This is a genomic window from Vibrio sp. ZF 223, assembly GCF_003050585.1.
In the GTDB taxonomy this organism is placed as follows: Bacteria; Pseudomonadota; Gammaproteobacteria; order Enterobacterales; family Vibrionaceae; genus Vibrio; species Vibrio crassostreae.
This window is the reverse complement of the sequence record NZ_PIGB01000004.1, coordinates 289744-310067: the sequence shown is the minus strand read 5'-3', so window position 1 is coordinate 310067 and position 20324 is coordinate 289744. Positions and strand designations below refer to the sequence as shown.

20 protein-coding genes, 2 tRNA genes and 1 pseudogene are annotated in these 20324 nt (G+C 42.2%); 15 read left to right on the top strand and 8 right to left on the bottom strand.

The genetic code is table 11. From position 1 onward, the window contains the following. The first annotated feature begins 61 nt into the window (after window positions 1-61). Entirely contained in the window at window positions 62-550 is a 489-nt protein-coding gene (locus CWO13_RS11295) for a GNAT family N-acetyltransferase (protein WP_108082967.1), read from the top strand. Window positions 551-686: 136 nt separating this feature from the next. On the opposite strand, the gene CWO13_RS11290 is transcribed toward CWO13_RS11295, so the two are convergent. Further along, window positions 687-1262 (bottom strand): nucleoside triphosphate pyrophosphohydrolase family protein, encoded by a 576-nt coding sequence (locus tag CWO13_RS11290; RefSeq protein ID WP_048664881.1) that lies wholly within the window; start codon window positions 1260-1262, stop codon window positions 687-689. Between the two features lie 209 nt (window positions 1263-1471). Between CWO13_RS11290 and CWO13_RS11285 the strand changes: the two genes are divergently transcribed. Continuing rightward, window positions 1472-2542: a sensor domain-containing diguanylate cyclase gene (locus tag CWO13_RS11285; protein WP_108082966.1), complete on the top strand. Its 1071-nt coding sequence runs from the start codon at window positions 1472-1474 to the stop codon at window positions 2540-2542. 16 nt (window positions 2543-2558) lie between these two features. Here the strand turns inward: CWO13_RS11285 and CWO13_RS11280 are convergent, their stop codons facing one another. Beyond that, a complete protein-coding gene (locus tag CWO13_RS11280) occupies window positions 2559-3125 on the bottom strand; it encodes a DUF1415 domain-containing protein (RefSeq protein WP_108082965.1) in 567 nt (188 codons plus the stop codon). 85 nt (window positions 3126-3210) lie between these two features. Continuing rightward, window positions 3211-4410: an MFS transporter gene (locus CWO13_RS11275; protein WP_108082964.1), complete on the bottom strand. Its 1200-nt coding sequence runs from the start codon at window positions 4408-4410 to the stop codon at window positions 3211-3213. A gap of 110 nt (window positions 4411-4520) precedes the next feature. Here CWO13_RS11275 and CWO13_RS11270 point away from each other — a divergent pair, with 110 nt between their 5' ends. Next, the gene (locus CWO13_RS11270; RefSeq protein WP_108082963.1) at window positions 4521-5393 is read left to right on the top strand and encodes a LysR family transcriptional regulator; all 873 of its coding nucleotides are present in this window, start codon (window positions 4521-4523) and stop codon (window positions 5391-5393) included. Window positions 5394-5481: 88 nt separating this feature from the next. Here the strand turns inward: CWO13_RS11270 and CWO13_RS11265 are convergent, their stop codons facing one another. Continuing rightward, window positions 5482-5718 carry a glutaredoxin family protein gene (locus CWO13_RS11265; RefSeq protein WP_016786183.1) on the bottom strand — a complete coding sequence of 79 codons (237 nt, stop codon included), beginning with the start codon at window positions 5716-5718 and terminating at the stop codon, window positions 5482-5484. Window positions 5719-5855: 137 nt separating this feature from the next. Here CWO13_RS11265 and CWO13_RS11260 point away from each other — a divergent pair, with 137 nt between their 5' ends. Beyond that, entirely contained in the window at window positions 5856-6353 is a 498-nt protein-coding gene (locus CWO13_RS11260) for a YgjP-like metallopeptidase domain-containing protein (protein WP_004734935.1), read from the top strand. Between the two features lie 4 nt (window positions 6354-6357). Continuing rightward, window positions 6358-7680, top strand: coding sequence for a 23S rRNA (adenine(1618)-N(6))-methyltransferase RlmF (gene rlmF / locus CWO13_RS11255; RefSeq protein ID WP_048668595.1), 1323 nt, complete (start codon window positions 6358-6360; stop codon window positions 7678-7680). Between the two features lie 89 nt (window positions 7681-7769). Here rlmF and pilW read toward each other — a convergent pair whose 3' ends face one another. Continuing rightward, window positions 7770-8537, bottom strand: a complete 768-nt coding sequence (gene pilW / locus CWO13_RS11250; protein ID WP_048658542.1) for a type IV pilus biogenesis/stability protein PilW — start codon at window positions 8535-8537, stop codon at window positions 7770-7772. A 169-nt stretch (window positions 8538-8706) separates the two neighbouring features. Then, window positions 8707-9648: a homoserine O-acetyltransferase MetA gene (gene metA / locus CWO13_RS11245; RefSeq protein ID WP_048658543.1), complete on the bottom strand. Its 942-nt coding sequence runs from the start codon at window positions 9646-9648 to the stop codon at window positions 8707-8709. 275 nt (window positions 9649-9923) lie between these two features. On the opposite strand from metA, the gene CWO13_RS11240 reads away from it, so the two are divergent. Together CWO13_RS11240 and CWO13_RS11235 are read left to right on the top strand one after the other, a co-directional pair. Continuing rightward, window positions 9924-10292 (top strand): ATP-binding protein, encoded by a 369-nt coding sequence (locus CWO13_RS11240; protein WP_102530324.1) that lies wholly within the window; start codon window positions 9924-9926, stop codon window positions 10290-10292. A gap of 78 nt (window positions 10293-10370) precedes the next feature. Continuing rightward, window positions 10371-10793: a DUF3859 domain-containing protein gene (locus tag CWO13_RS11235; protein ID WP_048611912.1), complete on the top strand. Its 423-nt coding sequence runs from the start codon at window positions 10371-10373 to the stop codon at window positions 10791-10793. Between the two features lie 108 nt (window positions 10794-10901). On the opposite strand, the gene CWO13_RS11230 is transcribed toward CWO13_RS11235, so the two are convergent. Then, the gene (locus tag CWO13_RS11230) at window positions 10902-12008 is read right to left on the bottom strand and encodes a M20/M25/M40 family metallo-hydrolase (protein WP_019824125.1); all 1107 of its coding nucleotides are present in this window, start codon (window positions 12006-12008) and stop codon (window positions 10902-10904) included. Window positions 12009-12267: 259 nt separating this feature from the next. Here CWO13_RS11230 and CWO13_RS11225 point away from each other — a divergent pair, with 259 nt between their 5' ends. Then, entirely contained in the window at window positions 12268-14232 is a 1965-nt protein-coding gene (locus tag CWO13_RS11225; RefSeq protein ID WP_107899333.1) for a diguanylate cyclase, read from the top strand. Between the two features lie 97 nt (window positions 14233-14329). Here CWO13_RS11225 and CWO13_RS11220 read toward each other — a convergent pair whose 3' ends face one another. After that, the gene (locus CWO13_RS11220; protein WP_048658547.1) at window positions 14330-14515 is read right to left on the bottom strand and encodes a hypothetical protein; all 186 of its coding nucleotides are present in this window, start codon (window positions 14513-14515) and stop codon (window positions 14330-14332) included. A 272-nt stretch (window positions 14516-14787) separates the two neighbouring features. Here CWO13_RS11220 and CWO13_RS11215 point away from each other — a divergent pair, with 272 nt between their 5' ends. From CWO13_RS11215 to CWO13_RS11185, 7 genes and pseudogenes are all read left to right on the top strand, one after another. After that, entirely contained in the window at window positions 14788-15450 is a 663-nt protein-coding gene (locus CWO13_RS11215) for a DUF2726 domain-containing protein (RefSeq protein ID WP_048658548.1), read from the top strand. Window positions 15451-15618: 168 nt separating this feature from the next. After that, a tRNA-Val gene (locus tag CWO13_RS11210) sits at window positions 15619-15695 on the top strand. Between the two features lie 70 nt (window positions 15696-15765). Continuing rightward, a tRNA-Val gene (locus CWO13_RS11205) sits at window positions 15766-15842 on the top strand. Between the two features lie 172 nt (window positions 15843-16014). Next, window positions 16015-17256, top strand: a complete 1242-nt coding sequence (locus CWO13_RS11200; protein ID WP_108082962.1) for an integrase domain-containing protein — start codon at window positions 16015-16017, stop codon at window positions 17254-17256. 78 nt (window positions 17257-17334) lie between these two features. After that, a pseudogene (locus CWO13_RS11195) lies at window positions 17335-17709 on the top strand (FGGY-family carbohydrate kinase); the annotation flags it as partial. 1852 nt (window positions 17710-19561) lie between these two features. Further along, window positions 19562-19750: a helix-turn-helix transcriptional regulator gene (locus tag CWO13_RS11190; RefSeq protein WP_219910246.1), complete on the top strand. Its 189-nt coding sequence runs from the start codon at window positions 19562-19564 to the stop codon at window positions 19748-19750. A 211-nt stretch (window positions 19751-19961) separates the two neighbouring features. Continuing rightward, a complete protein-coding gene (locus CWO13_RS11185; RefSeq protein WP_108082960.1) occupies window positions 19962-20168 on the top strand; it encodes a hypothetical protein in 207 nt (68 codons plus the stop codon). Window positions 20169-20324: the final 156 nt, after the last annotated feature.

Sequence of the window (20324 nt, the reverse complement as noted above, 5' to 3'; positions counted from 1 at the left end):
TGTCTAGTTGCACATTGAGGATGTGCATCACATTTAGCGAAGAATAATAGTAGGAGTTGCGATGAGTATTATAGTGAGACGGTCTGAACCGTCAGATGCAAAGGGAATAAAAGAAGTTTACGAATGCACTAATGCTTATACCGGTACGCTGCAACTCCCAAACCCATCTCTGGAAAGCTGGCAGAAACGAATCTCTAATATTCCCGACAACGTATACTCGTATGTCGCAATGATTGACGATGAGATTGTTGGCAACTTGGGAATGGAAGTGTGTGTGAACCCAAGGAGACGACATGTCGCTTCATTTGGTATGGGTGTTAAAGATGATGTACTAGGCAAAGGTGTTGGTAGCCAACTGCTCGCAACAGCAATCGATTTGTGTGATAACTGGATTAACATCAAGCGAATGGAACTCACCGTCTATACCGATAACGAAAGAGCCATCAGCCTATATAAGAAGTTTGGTTTTGTGATTGAAGGTGAGTCAGCAGGGTTCGCTTTTAGAAATGGCGAATATGTGGCGGCTCATCACATGGCTCGACTGGTATAGTGTTCTGCTTCTAATACACGGCTCCAATTAACACAGCTAGAGTTTTCTAATAGATGATAAAACGCCACGTTAAAATAACGTGGCGTTTTCGATTTCAGTCAACTGAGGCTTTAAAGTGTTTCAGTTGCAGCCTTACTTAAGCCGTTAGAGGCTCAAGGTTCGCAGGGCGGTAGTGTACTGATTTTAGTACTTTACCTTGGCGAACTGTCTTGCCTTCAGATACGAAATCTTCCGCACACTTCGCGATGATGTATTCGCCTTTTTGAACAGCCATCAGTTTGATGCTCTGCTCAGCATAGAAAGCTTCCGTTTCAGCGTATTCTGTTTCGTTACGACACACTTTGCTCATGTTGCTTGAGTGTACTTCGTCCCAACAAGGTAGAAAGTCGATTGAACGGTTTTTAGAAACATTCAACAGTAGGTCGATCAGGTAGCTGATTGCTAGGTTGTCTTCTACTTTCGACTGACCAAGGTGGACTAAACGTCCCATCAAAACATAAACGCTGTCTACAATAGCGTCCGCTTGTTCGATTTTAGAGTCAGCTTCTGCAAGTTCTGTTAGTTCTTCGATCGCTAGAGAGGTATGTAGCGTATCGCCTTTTTCGTCCATTGTTTCAGGAGCAGCAACAGGCAGATCAAAAGTACTGCGGAACTCTTCAATGTCGCGGTAAAGGTGATCGTAGATTTCTTGGCTTAGTTGAGAAAGGTTCATTTTCCTATCCATTCTGTTTCGTTAATGGATTATTTTATCAAAGCTCGGAATAGGGTGCTAACGCAAAGTCGAAGAAGTCGACTTTTATTCATTGGACCAATGAGGTATTTTGCATACAAACCGATTGATTATTATGTTTTCTGCCCTTTATTAGTAATAACCTCAATATTGGTGTTGTCATTTATCTCGTCAGCAGTGGGATCTCCGTTATGTACCAAGCCAGTGAAAGCGAAATTGTTATACGCCGTTTGTATCAAATCACCAATGATTATCGAAAGGGCTTCGATATTCAGATCGCTCAGCTGCTTATTATGGGGCTTGAACGCTTCAACCTTGATATTGGTATCTTATCGAAAGTCGATGGAAATTCTTATTTAGTTGAGCACTGCGTTATACCTGGAGGGGTAGAACTCAATAGCGGTGACACCTTCGATTATCGTTCGACTTATTGCGAAATTACTTGTAAATCGATTGGTCCTATCTGCATTGAGCATTGTGGTAAACACGATAAGTATGCGACTCATCCTGCCTATCAGTCTTTTGGTTTGGAGTCATACATTGGTATTCCCATTTTCGTTAATGATGAGCTTTATGGCACCTTAAACTTTTCAAGCCCAGAGCCTTATCATCGTGAGTTCAAAGAGTTCGATATCGACGTGATGAGGCTAATGGCCTCATGGATCGAAGTAGAGCTGGTTAGAAGACAACAAGAACGAAAACTCAAAGAGCTCAATGAGAAGTTAGAGTACCAAGCTATGTACGATCCTTTGACACATTTACCAAATAGACGTTGCTTGTTCAAAACGTTGAATGCGGAAGTCGAGCAGTTAAAAGGCTCTTTAGGAAAAGGAACCTTGGCAGTTGTCGACATCGATTTCTTTAAACAGGTCAATGACACTTATGGCCACCAAATGGGTGATGTTGTCTTAAAGAAAGTGGCGAACGTGCTAAGTAATAACACTCAAGAGGGTGAGTTTGTGGCGCGTTTTGGTGGTGAAGAGTTTATTCTTTGGTACCCAAATAAAACACCAAGTTGTGTAGAAGATAAGTTCATGACTCTTTTGCAAGAGATGAAGAAAATCACGCTGGATAGAAAGCCTGTTACTATATCAATCGGTGCGTGTCATTTTGAGTTGAGTACAGGGGATACCAAAGGGGAAAGGATGTCGGCGTTAGATAAGCTAATCAAAGTTGCCGATGAATGTCTGTACATTGCGAAACAAAATGGACGAGATCAGTTTATTTCTCGTCCATATCATCAAGAGCGCTCAGGAATATGAGCCAGCATGTTAGAGATTAACTGAACAGGTAAGGGAATAGCTTACGACGTTCTTCCGGCGTTAAAGACTCAACTCTCGCGATGTTGGTATCAGGAATCGCTTCAGGGTTAGGGTAGTGATTCAACACCTTTTCCATACTCGCTTCACGAATCAAATGGTAAACCGGATACGGAGAACGGTTGGTTAGGTTTTCATCGTCTTCTGGATCTGCACCGCCAAAGCAATAGTCAGGGTGGAAGGTTGCCACTTGGTAAACGCCTTCCCAATCTTCTTGCTTGATCAGCGCTTCAATCCAATCAATGAACATGTTGTAATCGAAGAAATCTTGCAGCATGTTAGGAACCACAACCAGAGTCGTCTCAAGTTCAGCGACTGGTGTGTTATCTAACTCTACGAAATGCGTCATGATGTCTTCCAACAACGCTTCTTCCGTATTCGCTTCACTCACAAAGATCTTAATCTGTTTATTACGTTGTGGCTTGGCTGCAAATGGACACAGGTTTAGGCCAATAACGACATCGTCTAACCACTGTTTTACTTGGTCGTGGATGGTTTGAAGATCTGAGCTTTGAGTGTTCGACATAACAGGTTCCGAAATGAAATTTTGCGTAGGATATCAGAACGGACGTTAATCAAAAGCAATAATTGAGTTACAACCTCAGTCGTACTTATGCTTGTGCGAGTTTGGACGCCGATACTTGGCGCTGTTTTAACTGGTAGACCCAAGCAAATATCGCGACATAGAAGATCGAGCCGCCTGCAATCACGCCATTCCAACCGAACAGTTGCCAGCAATATAGGAGTAAGAAGCCTCCTAAACTGCCACCTATGTAGTAGTGGACTAAGTAAAGTGCCGTTGCTGTCGCTTTGGCGCTCGGTGCTTTTTGGCTCACCCAAGAGTAGGCAAGAGTGTGGGCGAAGAATGCACCGCCACTAATTAATAACAAGCCAGCTAACATGAACGGGACTTTATCGACGGCAGAAATTAGCATCCCAATCAGGCTAATACACATGCCCATTAATATACCGTTTAACGGATCAAAGCGAAGTGTCCATTTGTTGGAGAGCTTAGAGCTTACCGTTCCGGCCAAGTAACATAGGAATATAAGCGAAGCTAAACCCACTGGCACAGAGTGAGGCGCAGATACTAGCCTAAAGCCCATTACCGAATACAGGTTAACGAACAACGCGAAGTTAGCACCACCAATCAACATCGCGAGCCACAAGGTACGGTTTCTTAAGTGCATCACAACCGAGCGGTTATGATGAAAGAACAACCCTTTCTGTGGTTTGAAGTTTTGTTGTTCAGGCAATCTAAAGGCGATATAGAGCGCGCCAAGCAAAGATCCGACAACGAAAAACAAAACCGTTGCGTGCCAGTCGAAATAATCCGTAATCAAGCCACCCAATACACGCCCGAAGATGCCACCTAAAGAATTAGCCGCAATATATCCTCCAATCGCGACTGCGAATGCTTTGGGTGATAACTCTTCGACCATATAGGCAACCGCCACGCCCGCAAAAGCAGCGACTGCGATTCCCATGAATGCTCGGGCAATAACAAGTTGCAGTAGAGTGGTTGTGAACACCATGCTCAGCCCGATTAGCGGGATAGCAAATAAGCTGAACAGAATGATGGGTTTTCGACCGAAGGTTTCAGAAGCGATCGCCCAAGGCACTAAGCTGATGGAAAGCCCAAGTGTTGTCGCGGCAAACAGCCAGTTGATTTGAGTTTCAGATACTTGGAAGTGCTCCGCCATGTGCGGCAAGATTGGCTGAAAGAGGTAAAGGTTACAGAAAATGATAAACGAGCCAATCGCCAATGATTGGGTGATGCGTTTGTATTGAGGACTGCCTTTATCAAACATTTACGTTGTGCCTGCACGAGTTAGTAAGCTATTTGTGAACAAGTTATCAGTACAAGTGTGATTAAAGAAATATATTAAAAATATCACCTCTATATATTTAATATATCGCCATGCTTGAATCAAAACCACTTCGACATTTTCTGGCTGTTGCGCAGTTTGGTAACTTCACCCAGGCCGCCAAAGCGCTGCATATCGCACAGCCTGCATTGAGTATTTCTGTTAAAAAACTCGAACAGACGCTTGAGTTGATTCTCTTCCGTCGAGGAGATAAATCCGTAACATTAACGGAAGAGGGAAAAGTATTGTTCGAACACGCCAAGAGGATTACTCAACAGTTCGATGATGCTCAACTCGCAATGAACGAGTTAAAGGGGTTGGAGAAAGGAGAAGTGCGGTTAGGCGCTCCAAGCATGATGGGCAGTTACTTTTTCCCGCAAGTCGTGATGGCATTTAAAAGCCAATACCCAAACCTAAAGTTGACCTTGATTGATGCTGGCACCGCATCTATTCGAGAAATGTTGTTAAACGGCGAACTGGATATTGGTGTAATCAACCATGAAAATGTGCCAGATGACCTTGAAACTGACCACCTGTTAAGCTCAGAAATGTTAGCGGTCGTTGGCAAAGATCACCCACTGGCAACGCAACCATCCATCACCTTTGAAGAGTTTTTTGCTCAAGAGCTGATCATGTTCAAATCAGGCTACTTCCACCGTGATTTTATCGATGCGACTTGTAAGAAGTACAACCTCGATATGACCATCGCGTTCGAAACCAATTTATTGCCGATGATCCTTTCTATCGTGAAGCGAGAGTTTGCCATTACTGCGCTGCTTAGCTTAGTTACAGAATATGAGTCAGATGTGGTGGGGCTACCATTTAAAGATCCGGTTAAATTGAATTTGTCTATAGCCTGGAGAAAAGAAGGTTACTTATCAAAAGCAGATAGAACCTTTATTGATTTCGTTAAGCGGTATGTATGATTTAGTAAGATATAAATAAACAAAGCCCGAAAATCCTAGGTTGGACATTCGGGCTTTGTTTGTAGAAATATAAGTCTCTTAAATCACGTTAAGTGTTCTTAGAGTTATACATCTTATCGAAGTTCTTCTGATTCCAACCGACCATCACTTGATCGCCGATCTTAAGCACTGGGATAGAGCGAGCACCCATCGCCTGTAACTCTTTACGGCCACGCTGCATCTTTGCATTCGTCAGGCGGTAAACAATTTTCTTAGAGTCTAAATACCTTTGGGCATCTTTACAGTGCGGGCATTTGTCTGCGACGTACAATACAACACGTTTCATTTTTTCATTCTCTTGGTGAATCTCGCTAAAGTGTAACGAATCCTAGGTGATTAGAAAAGTGTGATCAGTTACACTATGCGGCTCAATTTTCAAGACCACAACGTATTGTTGTGGTGTAACTTGTACGGTCTTTCAGCATGCATCCTTCTTTACGCTATATTCAAGGCTATCCTAAGCACATTCTTGATCCTGTGACTCAACTTGTCGAGTCGGGTAAATTGGTGCCTTGGTTTGAAGCTCGCTACCCAAAGAATCATGAAATAAAAAGCGAGAAAGCCCTGTTTGACTATGCGATTGAGATAAAAAATCGCTACATGAAAAAAACACCACCGATCAGCAAAGTGATTTACGACGGCAAGATACACCTAATCAATAATGCGTTAGGTCTTCATTCTTACGTTGCGAAGAATCACGGTGGAAAGATCAAATCAAAGAATGAAATTCGTATTGCCAGTGTTTTTAAAAATGCACCAGAACCTTTACTTAGAATGCTGGTGGTACACGAACTGGCGCATATCAAAGAGAAAGAGCACGACAAAGCCTTTTACCAACTATGCTGTCACATGGAACCGGAATATCATCAACTTGAGTTGGATGCCCGTTTATTCATGATGTATTTAGATTTAAAGAAGTAGCCCAATGAGCCAATCACAAAATAGAAAGACGCTAAGCCTGTCGAAAAACAGTACTTCATCAGCAAAAACAAAAGACAATCAAGCTGATGTTAAGCCAAGTACAGCTAAGCCAAGCAGCGACAAGCGTATTTCTACAAAGAACACATCAGATAAAAGCCGCAAGAGTAGTGCACCGAAAGGTACGGGCAATAACAAAGCAAAGCGACCTTTTGCAAAAGATAGCAAAGGGAAGCAGGGCGCGAATAAAGGATCATCAAATAAGGGTTCTTTTAATAAAACGGCTTTTAACAAGAACGCAGCTCAGAAAAGACGTTCTTCTGAAAAACCTCAAGGTGGATTACACCCAAGAAACCAGCACACTGGTCGTTATGACTTTGAGTTGTTGGTTGCCTCGTTGCCTGAGCTAAAAGAGCACCTGATCAAGAACCCAGTAGGAGAAGACACCATTAACTTCTCTGATCCATTGGCCGTTAAGCTACTCAACAAAGCTTTGTTAGCACACCACTACGGCGTTAAACATTGGGATATTCCTGCTGGTTACTTGTGCCCGCCAATTCCTGGGCGTGCAGACTACATTCACAGAGTGGCCGACATCCTTAATAGCGATGGCCAAGGCGAACCATATAACCACGCGTCTGTGAAAGCATTAGATATTGGGGTTGGTGCAAACTGTATCTACCCAATCATTGGCACCACGGAATACAAATGGCGTTGCACAGGTACAGATGTTGATCCTGTTTCCATCAAAACAGCGAACTTCATTGCGGAAAGCAACGTTAATCTAAAAGGTAAGATCCGAGCTCGCCTACAAGCTGACTCTGAATCTATCTTTAAGGGCGTGATTAAGGGTAATGAACGTTACGATGTCACTATTTGTAACCCTCCATTCCATAGCTCCCTTGAAGAAGCGGAAAAGGGGTCACAACGTAAACTGGATAACCTAGCGGCGAACCGTGCTAAGAAGGCAGGTCAGTCATTTAAGCCAGAAATGAACAAGAAGCCAGCCAAGCAAAATAAATCAACTAAGCAAGATAAACCAACCTTAAACTTTGGTGGTCAAAAAGCCGAGCTTTGGTGCCCGGGTGGCGAAGCTGCTTTCATCATGAAAATGGCGAGAGAGAGCCAGCTTTTTGCTACTCAAGTTTTGTGGTTTACGACATTGATCTCTAAGAAAGATAACGTCGATATGGTTCGTTCAGAGCTGGGTAAGCTACGAGCTAAACAAGTGAAAGTTGTCGAGATGTCGCAAGGCCAGAAGGTGAGTCGTTTTATCGCATGGACCTTTATGGACGATGAACAAAGACAAGAGTGGATCGCGCTTAAGTAACGACTGCACTTAATTAAGATATTAAGTCGAAATTATGAACGGGCTTGTTGTTAACGCAACAAGCCCGTTTTTTGTGTTTTGCATATTCGCTAAGCAGAAAGCAACTCATCTAACTTACTCTGATATTTCTGCTCTAGGGCTCTGTTCCCGGCTTTGTTTTCGAGATCGACCAAGATTTGAAGTGATGGAATTTGATAGCCATAACGCTGGTGGAATTTGAATAAACGAAGTCGAGCCTCATTGTAATCGGCTTCACTTACTTCGATTTTAGAAAGCTGTAATATCGACTTTACTCGATTTGGGTCATGGTCAATGGCGCGAGTGAAGTAGTACTTCGCTTGGTCAGTATTGCCAGCCTTAAATGCGCAAAATGCCGCGTTTTCATAACTTGCAGACACCAAGTAGTAGTAGGGTTGGTCGATGGCTCGATTGAAGTACTTGTCGGCTTGTTCGTATTCGCCCTGTTTACACAAAAATGTACCGTAGTTGTTCAATACATTACCGTTTCTAGAATCGAGACTGAGTGCTTTGCGGTAAGTGGTTCTCGCTTCGTCTACTTCGCCCACTTGTTCGTAGTAATGCGCCATTGAAAGTCGAGCACGGTAGTAGCTAGGTGCGTGCTTGATAGCCAGCTCAAGATTTTCACGCGCTCTTACCATATTGCCTTGTCCCATATAGCCCAAACCTAATTCGATTCGAGATTCAGACATCGCAATAGGATCGCTTTCAATTTTTGGTGGTCCTTCAGTGACAGAGACGCAACCGACCAACGAAAGCGAGGTGAGTAGTACCAAACTTGATAACGAAAGGGGGCGGTGCAACGAAATCGGATTTGAGAATGACGGCTTGGCAGGCATGTGAAGCTCCTTATGAACACCAACCCATCATATGAAATCAAACCCATTGAAGTGGTAAATCTATTATGGAATGCGACTCAACCACCATAAAAAAACCGCGTCCAATTTGGAGTCTTATCAACAACCTATTGAACACGGCTTTATGTGTTTGTGAATCGGAAGAGAGAACTTAATCGTCTTTGGTAAAGTTGTCTTCGCTGAAATGCTCCAGATCGTAAGGCGTTTGTTGGTAAACGCAGTAGTTTAGCCAGTTAGAGAATAACAAGTGGCCATGACTACGCCAGCTTGCAACAGGCTTGTTGTCTGGATTGTTGTTCGGGTAATAGTTGATTGGAATAACAGGCTCCATGCCTTCACCTAAATCACGAATGTATTCATTGTGAAGTGTATGGGAGTCGTATTCAGGGTGGCCCGTTACAAACACGTTTCGTTTATCTTTGGTCGCTGCTAGATATACACCCGCAACATCAGAAGTCGCAAGAACATCAAGGTCGGTATGTTCAGCTAAGTACTCTTGAGAGAAGTCCGCATAGCGAGAGTGCGGTGCCAAAAATGTATCGTCGAAGCCACGCAGAATAGGATGGTATGGGTTATGTATCTCGTGGTTATAAACACCAGACAGCTTCTCTTTACGAGTGCGTTTTGGCAAATCATACAATAACTTCAAACCAGCCTGAGCCGCCCAACATACGTATAGCGTTGAAGTAACGTGCTTGTTTGCCCATTCCATGATGGTTTTCAGGTGATCCCAGTAGATAACATCTTCAAATTGAACCAAGCCAAGCGGCGCGCCAGTGATGATCAATCCATCAAAGTTTCTTCCTTTGACCATTTCAAATTGGCGGTAGAAGTTATCAAGGTGTTCAGTCGGTGTGTTTTTGCTCGGTCGGTCATCAATGCGCAGCAGCTCTACGTCCACTTGCAATGGGCTGTTTGATAGTAGGCGTAAGAATTGAGTTTCGGTTTCAATCTTCTTCGGCATTAGGTTGAGGATCAAGACTCGAAGTGGACGAATTTCCTGTGTCGATGCTCTTGATAACGGCATAACGAAGATGTTTTCTTCACGAAGAACATCGGATGCTGGCAATTGGTCTGGAATGCGAATAGGCACAGCTTTCTCCCTAAGCTAGATATGTAGACGTCTATACATCTAAATCTATAGTAGTTTGATACGCTTGTCGATATGCAAAATGGATAGATGTAAATTATTTGTGTTTTCTATCAGAAGCAATCCACGGGCACAGAGGGGAGTCTCATAGCATTCAGTGGTTGTCTGAGTCGAGTGTAAGTACTTGGTTTTCGGATATTGAGCAAAGGCAGTTATCAGAGAAACTCGTTAGTATTTGAGATAAACTTGAGCTTTCGAATTAGCCTGTAAAGTGACAGATGAAGTTAATACTCATTCGAGGGTTGCCTGGTTCGGGCAAGTCAACAAAAGCCAAAACCTACGATGCGTTACACGTTGAAGCCGATATGTATTATGTGAATGAGCAAGGTGAATATCACTTTGACCCTAGACAGCTGCAACAGGCACATGAGTGGTGCCAAAACACGGCTGAAAATGGTCTAAAGCAAGGTTTTGATGTCGTGGTCTCAAATACCTTTATTAAGCACTGGGAAATGAAGGCTTACCGCCAACTAGCACGCAAATATAAAGCAGAATTGATTATCGAAGTCTGCCGAGAGCAATATGGCACTATTCACGACATCGAACCATCGGTGATTAAGCGTATGGCGAAAGATTGGCAAGAATAGCCTCGTTTTTCCTCTGCTTGCATGGCTGTATGGTAAATAGAATTAAATTAATAGAACAACTCCAAGGTAACGATTGAAATGGCAAAGCGCTCTGTTGTGGTCGACATGACTTCTTATGGTATCTATTCCACATGGGATTCCAAATCTAAAGATCTTCCAAAAATCCAAGAGTTCACCACCATCGTTGATGCTGAAATCGACGTGGAGTTTGGCTATATCCTGAATATAAAAAAAGCCAAAGGTGAGAAGATTCGTTACTGCATTTATCACCCGAACATCACCACAGACAAAGGTGAAGTGCTCGAACCGTTCGATGGTGAAGAGTATGTCGGCAACAATGATTGGGATTTCTACTTAGGTGACACTATCTGGGCACCTGTCTCGAACAAACTAGGAAAATGGCGTATGACGGTTGAGCTAAAAGGCAACATCATCGCCGACAAGACATTCGACCTAGTAGCAAAAGACGAAGGCCAATTCTGGAAGCGTAGGGGGTTTTAGGTTCGACCTTCCATGTTCACCTAAACAGCAAAAAGCCGAGCATCGTGATGATGTCTCGGCTTTTTTCATTGTGCTAGATAGAAGTGACTACCTAACTAATGGATTCGATTATTGCGTTACATAAGCCACAACAAACTCAGTTATAGCGACCATGTCTTTCACTGCAATGTACTCTTCAGTGGTGTGAACTTTCGCCATACCAGTAGAAAGGTTAACTGTTGTTAGGCCTTTCGCGTTGAAGTTGTTTGCATCACTACCGCCGCCAGTGCGTTTAGTGTTCGCTGTTACGCCAAGCTTCTCAAATGCTGATTTGATAGAAAGAATATGCGGGTGATCATCTGCAATAACGAATGCGTCGTAAGCACGAGTCGATTCGATTTCTACTTCAGCGCCGAACTGTTTCGCGCTTTCTTCGAATGTCGAGATCATGTGTTCAACTTGTGCTGTTAGTTTTTCACCGTTTAGAGAGCGAGCCTCAGCCACGACTTTAAGCTCTGGCATTACGATGTTAGTTGCTTGACCGCCTTCAACAATACCCACGTTTGCTGTTGTTTCTTCATCGATACGAAGCAGGTTCATCTTAGTGATAGCGTCTGCTGCCACTTGAATCGCACTGATGCCTTCTTCTGGTGCTAAACCAGCGTGAGCAGGGCGACCTTTGATCTTCGCAACGATTTTTTGTTGGCCAGGTGCTGCATTTACGATAGTACCGATCGGACCGCCTGTATCTAGCACAATAGCGTGCTCAGATTGGATGTAAGACATATCGAAGTTCAGAGAACCGAATAGACCGCCTTCTTCGAATACGGTGAATGCGATTTCAATCGTTTTGTGTGCTTGGCCTTCAGCTTGGATTACGCGAACCGCTTCCATGATAGCCGCAATACCAGACTTATCGTCACCGCCTAGGATCGTGTTGCCTTTTGAACGGATGATACCGTCTTCGATGATTGGCTCAATGCCGATACCTGGCGTTACTGTGTCCATGTGGCAGCTGAATACTGTGCTACCTGGAAGTGTGCCATCTAAACGTGCGTAGATGTTGAAACCGTTCGATACTTCTTCCGGAACTGCCAGTTTGTGTACGTCAAAGCCTAGTTCGCCTAGCTGCTCAGCCAGCGCTTCAGCGATGGCTTTTTCGTTGCGTGATTCACTATCGATTTTCACAAGATCACAGAAATGGTCGACTAGACGTTGTTCATTAATTTGGGTCATTGTTAATTCTCATTATGTTTCCGCTCGTTCGTCAGAAGTCACGGCTATAGGAACAGGAAAATCACTATAACGCCAATGTGCGAGATGAATGCCTGTGTTAAATCAAGAAAGTTGCCTGATTATGCTATTTAATTAGAAAAATCTTATTTATATCGTCGAGCTGGCAACATTTTAATCTGTCTAGGGCTCGGGTATAATGCGTTTCTAATATAGATAAACAGCAGTGATATGAGAATTCAATTTGGAACGGCCTTGATACATGAATAAAAACAACGTTTTAGGATCCTTTCTACTCGTTGTGACAATGAGTGCCGTACTCGGGCTTTATTTGTTGTACCCATTGCAGGACGACGACCTAAGTCATGCGCAATCAACGAACACTGCTGCTTACACCCCAGAAAACGAATTGGCTAAGTCCGCATATGGGCTCCAGTTAATCAAACTGCTTGAGCTATCTCGCGGTGATCCACTTCTCGCGCAACAAAAGCTTACTGAGCTTGCAGAAACTTCACCTGCAAAACCTTCGGCTATTTACCAAGCTTACCGTCTGATGATTCTGTCAAATGTCGCCCATCATCAGCAAGATACAGAAGCCGTCATGAGATACATTCAACAGCTTAAAGAATTGGCTGACCACAAAGATTTGTTGTGGTTGAAAGCCCAGTCGCTTGTTGAATTATCCATCGAGAATTTGAAAGAAGGTGAACTCGCTGCCTCTGAAGTTCAAATTCGTTCCGCAATCGATATAGCTGAGTCCATAAGATACGAAGAACTGTTGGTCAAAGCCTATAATACGGCGGGCGCCATCAATAACGTTCGTAACGACCTACAAGATGCTCAATACTTTTTCCATCAAGGGATACAACTTGGGAAAAAGTACCCAAAGCATATTTATAACAGCAAGCTCATGTCTAACATGGCATTGCTTTACATCTATTTGGAAGATTGGCCGAAAGCACTCAAGATCATTGAGAAAGCCAAAAAACTCTATTATCAAAGCGGATTACTCGAAGATGAGGCCATTGGTATCCTCTACATTAACGAAGCCTTCACCTATTTAAGCAGTGGCGATCTCGTAAAAGGTCGTATTGCTTATAACAAAGCGAAGCAGCTGAATAGTGAGAGAGTAAGTACGCGATACAAGGTTCTATTGCTCAGAACATACAGTGATGTATTGCTTGCGGAAGGGGAATTCCAATCAGCACTCAATGTGACGAATCGATGCATTCATTATCCTGGGGTCGAGAAATACACGCTTCAACATGGGCAGTGTTACCTCAACCGAGCGTTGGCGAAAGTCGGACTGAATAAAGATGATGATACCCTGGCAGATTTTCAACGCGCGTTCGACATTTTTGAAGTTGTGGGCAGCCGAAATTGGAAGGTACTCGGATTAAAAAGGCTGGCTCAATATTACGAATCAAAAGGTAATCTTGATAAGGCATTACACTATTACAAGCTATATTATAAAGCTAATAAAGCGCTGCTTTTTGACAAGCGCCAGAGTGATATCTTTCTTTTAGAACAAGACTTTGCGACTGCGACACTCGCGAAAGAAAACGAATTACTCAACACGGAAAAAGACCTGAATGAGTTGTTACTGCAGAAGCAGCAGCTTAGGAATCGAATCGTTGTCGCATTGATCATTATGGTGGGTATTAGCGCACTGTTATTGATGATTCGATTGCGTTCAATCCAAAAAAAGAACAGCGCCTTGTTAACCCAATCAACGACTTGTGAGCTTACCGGCTTGTTCAATAGGCGTTATCTCGAACAATTACTAGCTCAACCTATGCCATTCGGTCACACCCAATTTGGAATGAGTTTGGCGATTCTAGACCTCGATTTCTTTAAGAAAGTGAATGACACCTACGGGCATGATGTTGGTGATCAAGTGCTGGTGGAAGTGGCTAAGCGTTTAGGTCAGGTAGTACTTAAAAATGATGTTGTTGCACGTTGGGGCGGGGAAGAGTTCGTTCTGTTATTTTCAGGCTCTCAAGATCCAGAACAACAACTAGAAACCATCAGGCTAGCCATCGCCCAGCATCCCATTGATACTCATGCTGGAACGTTGAGTCTTACCTGTTCAATTGGTGCCACTATTAACATCGCTCAAGAGCAAGTTAACAATGGAACCTATAAGAAGTCGCTTAAAGCTGCTGACGATGCTCTGTATCAAGCCAAAGAGGCAGGTAGAAACCGCGTGGTTATCGCTGAAAGTTAATCTCTAATCTGGGAATAAAAAGCCATTCTGATCGTGGTTAGATAAGAATGACTTCTAGGCGATAATTTTGGTATCAGTGATAGATGAACGTATTAACTTACTTTGCGACGCCTTGCAGCATTTCAACCAGTTCGCCCTCTGTAGAAGGTTCTCTTGCTAGTTCAATAACAGCGGAAGCGCCACCTTTTAACATGTAAGCTCGAGTTCCGCAGTGGTCATAGTGGAACCACTTACCGTCTACACATACATCGGTATAACATCTTGGGTCTTGTTTGAGTTCCATATCAATTTCCCTATTAACATTTGCCTAACGTTTTTCAGACTAGTTGATCACAAGTTAAGGTAAATTGATCTAAATCAATCTAGAGTGTAATTGATGATTTGAATATCAAATAGGAGAGATGTGTCTAGCGTGGGAGCGAGCTCTCGGTGATTGCAGCGCTCAAAGGTCGTGATTCTGGTTGGTAACTCTCGCTCTTTTGCTTGCCAGGTGATGCTTTTCTACATACGCTAGCCACTCTCTTAATCCCTATACAGACTTGATTGTGTTGGAAAATGACTAATATCTTTATCGTTGTAATTGTTCTGGTTGTATTCTTTTACTTTATTCAAAAGTATGTGGTGAAACATGATGACACCAAAGACCATGCTTATCAGAAGAAAGGGGCGTTGATGTCGGCGCAACAGGCGACATTCTATAATGCGCTTAAATCCGCTGTGGGTAACCATGGGGAAGTGTTTGCCAAAGTCAGCATGTCGAACGTACTTGTTCCTGCTAAGACGAACAACAAGAAGAATTGGTTTATCGCCAACAACAAGATCTCTCGTAGTTACTTTGATTTTGTCGTCTGCGACCCACGAACGTTAGAACCCCGTGTGATCATCGAACTCGATAACGGTAAAGAGCTCAATAAAGGGAAGGTCGACCGCGAAAAGCTACTGATTCACGTCTGTAAATCGGCAGGTTTACCTTTGATTGGTGCTTCGATTAAACACAGCTACCAAGTAAGTCGTTTGAAGAGGTTACTTGCAGCGCACATTGATTTAATCGAACCATCCAAAGAAGTTCGATTTTGTAAGAAATGTGGTAGCCCGATGATCATTAAACTGGCAAGCCAAGGCGATTACAAAGGCCGACGATTCTTCACTTGTAGCCGCCAGCCTAACTGTACCTATACCGAAAACTACAACGTTGTATTCGATGTAGATGAGGAATAACGTAAAGCAACACTCAATACTTAGTGTGATGTAACTCAACTTTATTTACGTTTCACGTCTAAAAATTCAACGTATTGGTGCGAATAAGAGCAAACGGTTGATTCAAGTGTAATTTCTACTTGCGCCGCAATAAATCAGTCGTTAATATCTTCCTCGTTCTAAAGGAATGCGTCCGTAGCTCAGTTGGTTAGAGTACCGCCTTGACATGGCGGGGGTCGGTGATTCGAGTTCACTCGGACGCACCATTCCTTGTTTAGTTGTTATTGCATAACTATTGAGTTTGTCACAATGGTAGTAATAAGAAATTAGAACATCGCCCGCTTAGCTCAGTTGGTTAGAGTACTTGCATGACATGCAAGGTGTCACTGGTTCGAGTCCAGTAGCGGGCACCACATTATACGAAAGAGCCCACCTAGCGTGGGCTTTTTTGTGTCTGTAATTCCTTTTTTATCAGTCTCTTAGCTATTTCATAGTCCTAAGAGAACCGATGATGTGTTGTAAAATCCACCGTTTAAAGTAACACTGTTAGTAACACTACAGGAAATACGGATTGGTGATGTTACTATGGCTAGGAAAACAACCCCATTAACAGCGACTCAGATCTTACAAGCAAAACCAAAAGAAAAGGAATATAGCCTGCTCGATGGTGATGGTCTTGCATTGAGAATAAAGCCCAATGGTTCCAAATTATGGCTCTTTAACTATTACCGTCCAATTACTCGTAAGCGAGCAAACCTCAGTATTGGTAAATACCCATCTGTATCGCTTGCTAAAGCTCGAACCAAAGCTATTGAAGCGAGAGAACTACTTGCTGATGGTATTGACCCTAAAGAGCACCGTGACACTACTCTTAGAGAAAAACAGTTAGAATTGTCGAATACGTTACAGTCGGTATTTGATGATTGGATTGAAGTGAAGAGAACAAGCGTCAAAGAGCAAACGGCTAAAAAGTTAAAACAACGAATAGAAAAGTACCTCTTGCCGGATCTAGGTAAGTGTCCACTTAGCGATATAACAGCCCCTCAAGCGATCAAAACAATTAAACCCATTGCTAACCAAGGTAAGCTAGAAACAGTCGGGCGCTTGTGTCGCAACCTCAATGAGATAATGACCTTTGCAGTAAACACGGGTGTGATTGAGCACAACAAGCTCGCAGGCATTGGTAAAGCCTTTGAAACCGCCAAGGTAACCAACCAAGCTTCGTTAGCCCCAGATGAGCTTCCAGAGCTCCTCAAAACAATCAACTACGCATCCATTAAACCCATCACTCGCTGCTTGCTAGAATGGCAACTTCACACCATGACAAGGCCAGCTGAAACTGCTGGTGCACGTTGGGATGAAATTGACAGAGAAAAGATGCTTTGGGTCATTCCTGCTGAACGAATGAAAAAGGGAAGAGTGCATACTGTCCCTTTAACAAAACAAACTCTAGATCTATTGGAAACCATTGATTTCATCACGGGTGATAGTGAATACCTTTTCCCTGCTGATAAAAGTAACAAAAATCACATCAATAAAGAGACAGCAAATAAGGCATTAGTAAGAATGGGCATGAAGGGCAGGCAAACGTCTCATGGCTTACGCGCATTAGCTAGTACCACTCTAAATGAACAGAACTTTGATCCAGACATTATTGAAGCTGCACTTTCTCATGTGGATAGGGATAAGGTAAGAAGCGCATACAACCGCACTGATTACCTTGAACGCCGTAAAGTTCTCATGGTGTGGTGGAGTGGCCGTATTGAAGAGGCTGCAACAGGAAGTCTGTCGATGAGTGATAAGAAGAGTCTTAAGGTTGTGGGCTAGTTGTATGGGAGTGCTAAAGCAACTCATAACTTACACCCTTTAAGGGCAACTATATTCTTCCAATAGAAGTTATCTAACCAAGGTATTGCTTTAGGGACACGTCATATCATTGAAGTAATGAACGAGGCTGGATTCGAGATTGATACCATTATGGCTTGCGGTGGTGGTACTAAGAATAGTGGCTTCTTACAGGAACATGCTAACGCCACTGGCTGTATGATTTTGTTGCCTGAAGAAAGCGAAGCCGTTTTGCAGGGCTCTGCAATGCTCGGCTCTGTCGCCGCTGACTTCTACAGTGATATCCCAGACGCTATGAATGCCATGAGTCGCATCAGTAAGAGCGTAATGCCACAAACTGAAAAGATTAAGCGGTTCTATGACGCGAAATATAAAGTATTCCACAAGATGTACGGAGATGACGTAGCGTACAAACGTTTAATGGGAGAGTTTTAGACAAGCCCTCATATATTTCAAAATGTAATTTATGCTTCTGTTAACGGTCTAGTTATTGAACTAGACCGTCAACACATAGGCCTCAACGGTGGAAAATAACTAGAAATTTTAAATGTTGGTTTTGCGTGCTGCAGTCACAAGCAGATCGTCCCAGAGAACTTTACAACTATTAGTCCTTTTTATAATAAATATTACTTAGTGATAATGTATAATTGAGTGAATGTCTATGATCATCTTCGAATATAGAGTTGTCATTGGGTAATTTCCTTTTAGGCTTTGCTAAATATAAATAGCCTTTCCTATATTTAGAATAGAGAAATACAGAATAAATTATAATGAATGAAAACCACATGTTATCCCCTTACCTAATGTGTAAAATCTTACTGGCCGTTATTTTTAAATTTAAAATTCCAGATGTAATGAATCACGATGACTAGTGGTACTAATATGTCAAGAGGTGTGAAACCACCAGAAAAAGCCCATCCTAGAAACAAAAATACGATAGCTAATGTGAATAAAGTAAGTTCTTTCAAACCGTCAAGCATGTCCTTTCCTTAATTAACCTAACAATAATTACAATAGCATTAAAACTGTAGTTCCAAAATCCATTGCACCTTCTTGTTAGGTATTGTTTCAGCACTGGGGGCGTTTGGGTTCTTCTATAGAATAACGGTTTGCACACTTTGATACTGTGGAGTGATCTACGATAGATATCTTGCTATTGGCAATTTTCACAACAGCACTGAGGCACGACGAGTTCATCGACGCAAATCTAAATTACGGTAATAAAATTTTCAGTAGATAAAGTATGAGTCTATAGAACTAAATAGCATGTCTTTTTGTACTAGTATCTATATAGTACAAAAAAGCATGCTTTTTTGTTACTACATTCGTTAAGTAGTAGATTTAATGAAATTAACTTTACTGCTTTTTGTAGCTAAAAATGACGATGCTTTTCTAACGGTTTTAGGTAGTACAGCACAAAGGTGGCAACTACGATGTGAGTGATGTTGCCCAAATTCCTGACTGCATTTAAGTGAGAAAGTAAGTCACCTATACTGAGGTGGTTGAGTTGACGATATTCAATTGGATATTTACTTAAGTAATGTATCATTTACCTTCAGCGCGACACCGCAATAAGGTAATTACCAAAATTATTATCTAAATAATTCGAGAACGATATATCTATCTCTTTGATAGACGATGTGTTTAGGTTTATACACCGACAATGTATTAACTGAACATTTAATGGAATAGTTGAAGTCAATTATGTATTAATCATTTGTAAGTACTTGTGTTGGTTTCATCGGTAACTTTTTACCAAGAATAATACTAGGTCGACTTACTAGCCACAATTAATTTCGTTGCTTAATAAAAATTGTTAATTTATTTAGTAAATAATTAAATTTTTATTAGGACTTTGACAAAGGAAATATAAAACTTCATTTAACACTTTGGTTCGTCGAAGTTACGCTTCATTCAATAACGTTCTCCTTGGTTTGAATTTTTATTTATTTTGTGATGTACATCTCATCTATGACTAATTATTACATTGTTAAATACCATAACTCCATCTCATTTCCCCGTAATAGTTTTTAAATTTCTTTTAAAACAATTGGTTATATCGTGATCTTGGTCTTCATGGTTTGTGTATCACGCATTTAGGAAATTTTGCGCATAGTTTTATGCTGGTTTTATTTGGAAGTTTAAAGGAAACCATCATGATGCTAAATGTACAGATTAAACGCCAGTTAGTTTGTTCCTTAAGTCAGTTGTGCGAAGAATACCGGCAGTTAAATACTGTAAACAGTACCTAACTATTGGAAAACACTACGGTGTACAGGTGATTTATATGGAAGATTTAAGAGTATTGCGCTTAGAAGAAGTTAAGCAAATTGTCGGAGTTAGCAGAAGTACAATTTACAGTTGGATGAAAGACGGGCATTTCCCTGAAAGTGTTTCACTAGGTCCAAGAAGTGTAGGGTGGTTAAGCTCTGATATATCTGATTGGATTCAGCACCGTGTTGGTTGTAACGACTAAAATGTAGAGCTTCTTCGCACTTGTGACCGACGTGCGAAGGAGCTAATTCTAGAGCAGATAACATTTACAGTTATGGAAAGCAATTGCTCCTTTACGCATACCTTCGTCTGCAACGACTTTGAGGGTTTGAGTGGGGCTCATGCTTGCTGATTTTGGAAATAAATAAGACATGCTAGCTTGGGTGTTCTATTAACAGAGTTAAAGGTTCACTATGCAGGAATTATTCTGGAAAGTTGTTTTTTCGCTAGTGTCGTTCGGTAGCATAACTGCGATTATAGCTCCGAATGTGCCAAAGCTTTTTTACTGGCTTGGATGGCTCTATATTCTTCTTATGCTAGGTGTTGGTGTTGTTACTATCTATGCAGAGAAAATCATGGCTTGGTGTGATAAAAAGTTGGGTCTTAATAAAGATGAGTAAACGAGATGGACATTTCCCCTGAAAGTGTTTCGTCAGGGTTGAGAAGTATTGGGTGGTTCAGTTCAGATACATCTGATTGGATTCAGCATTGTGTTGGTTGTAACGACTAAAATGTCGAAATCCTTCGCACTTGGTGCCAGCGTGCGAAGGAGCTAA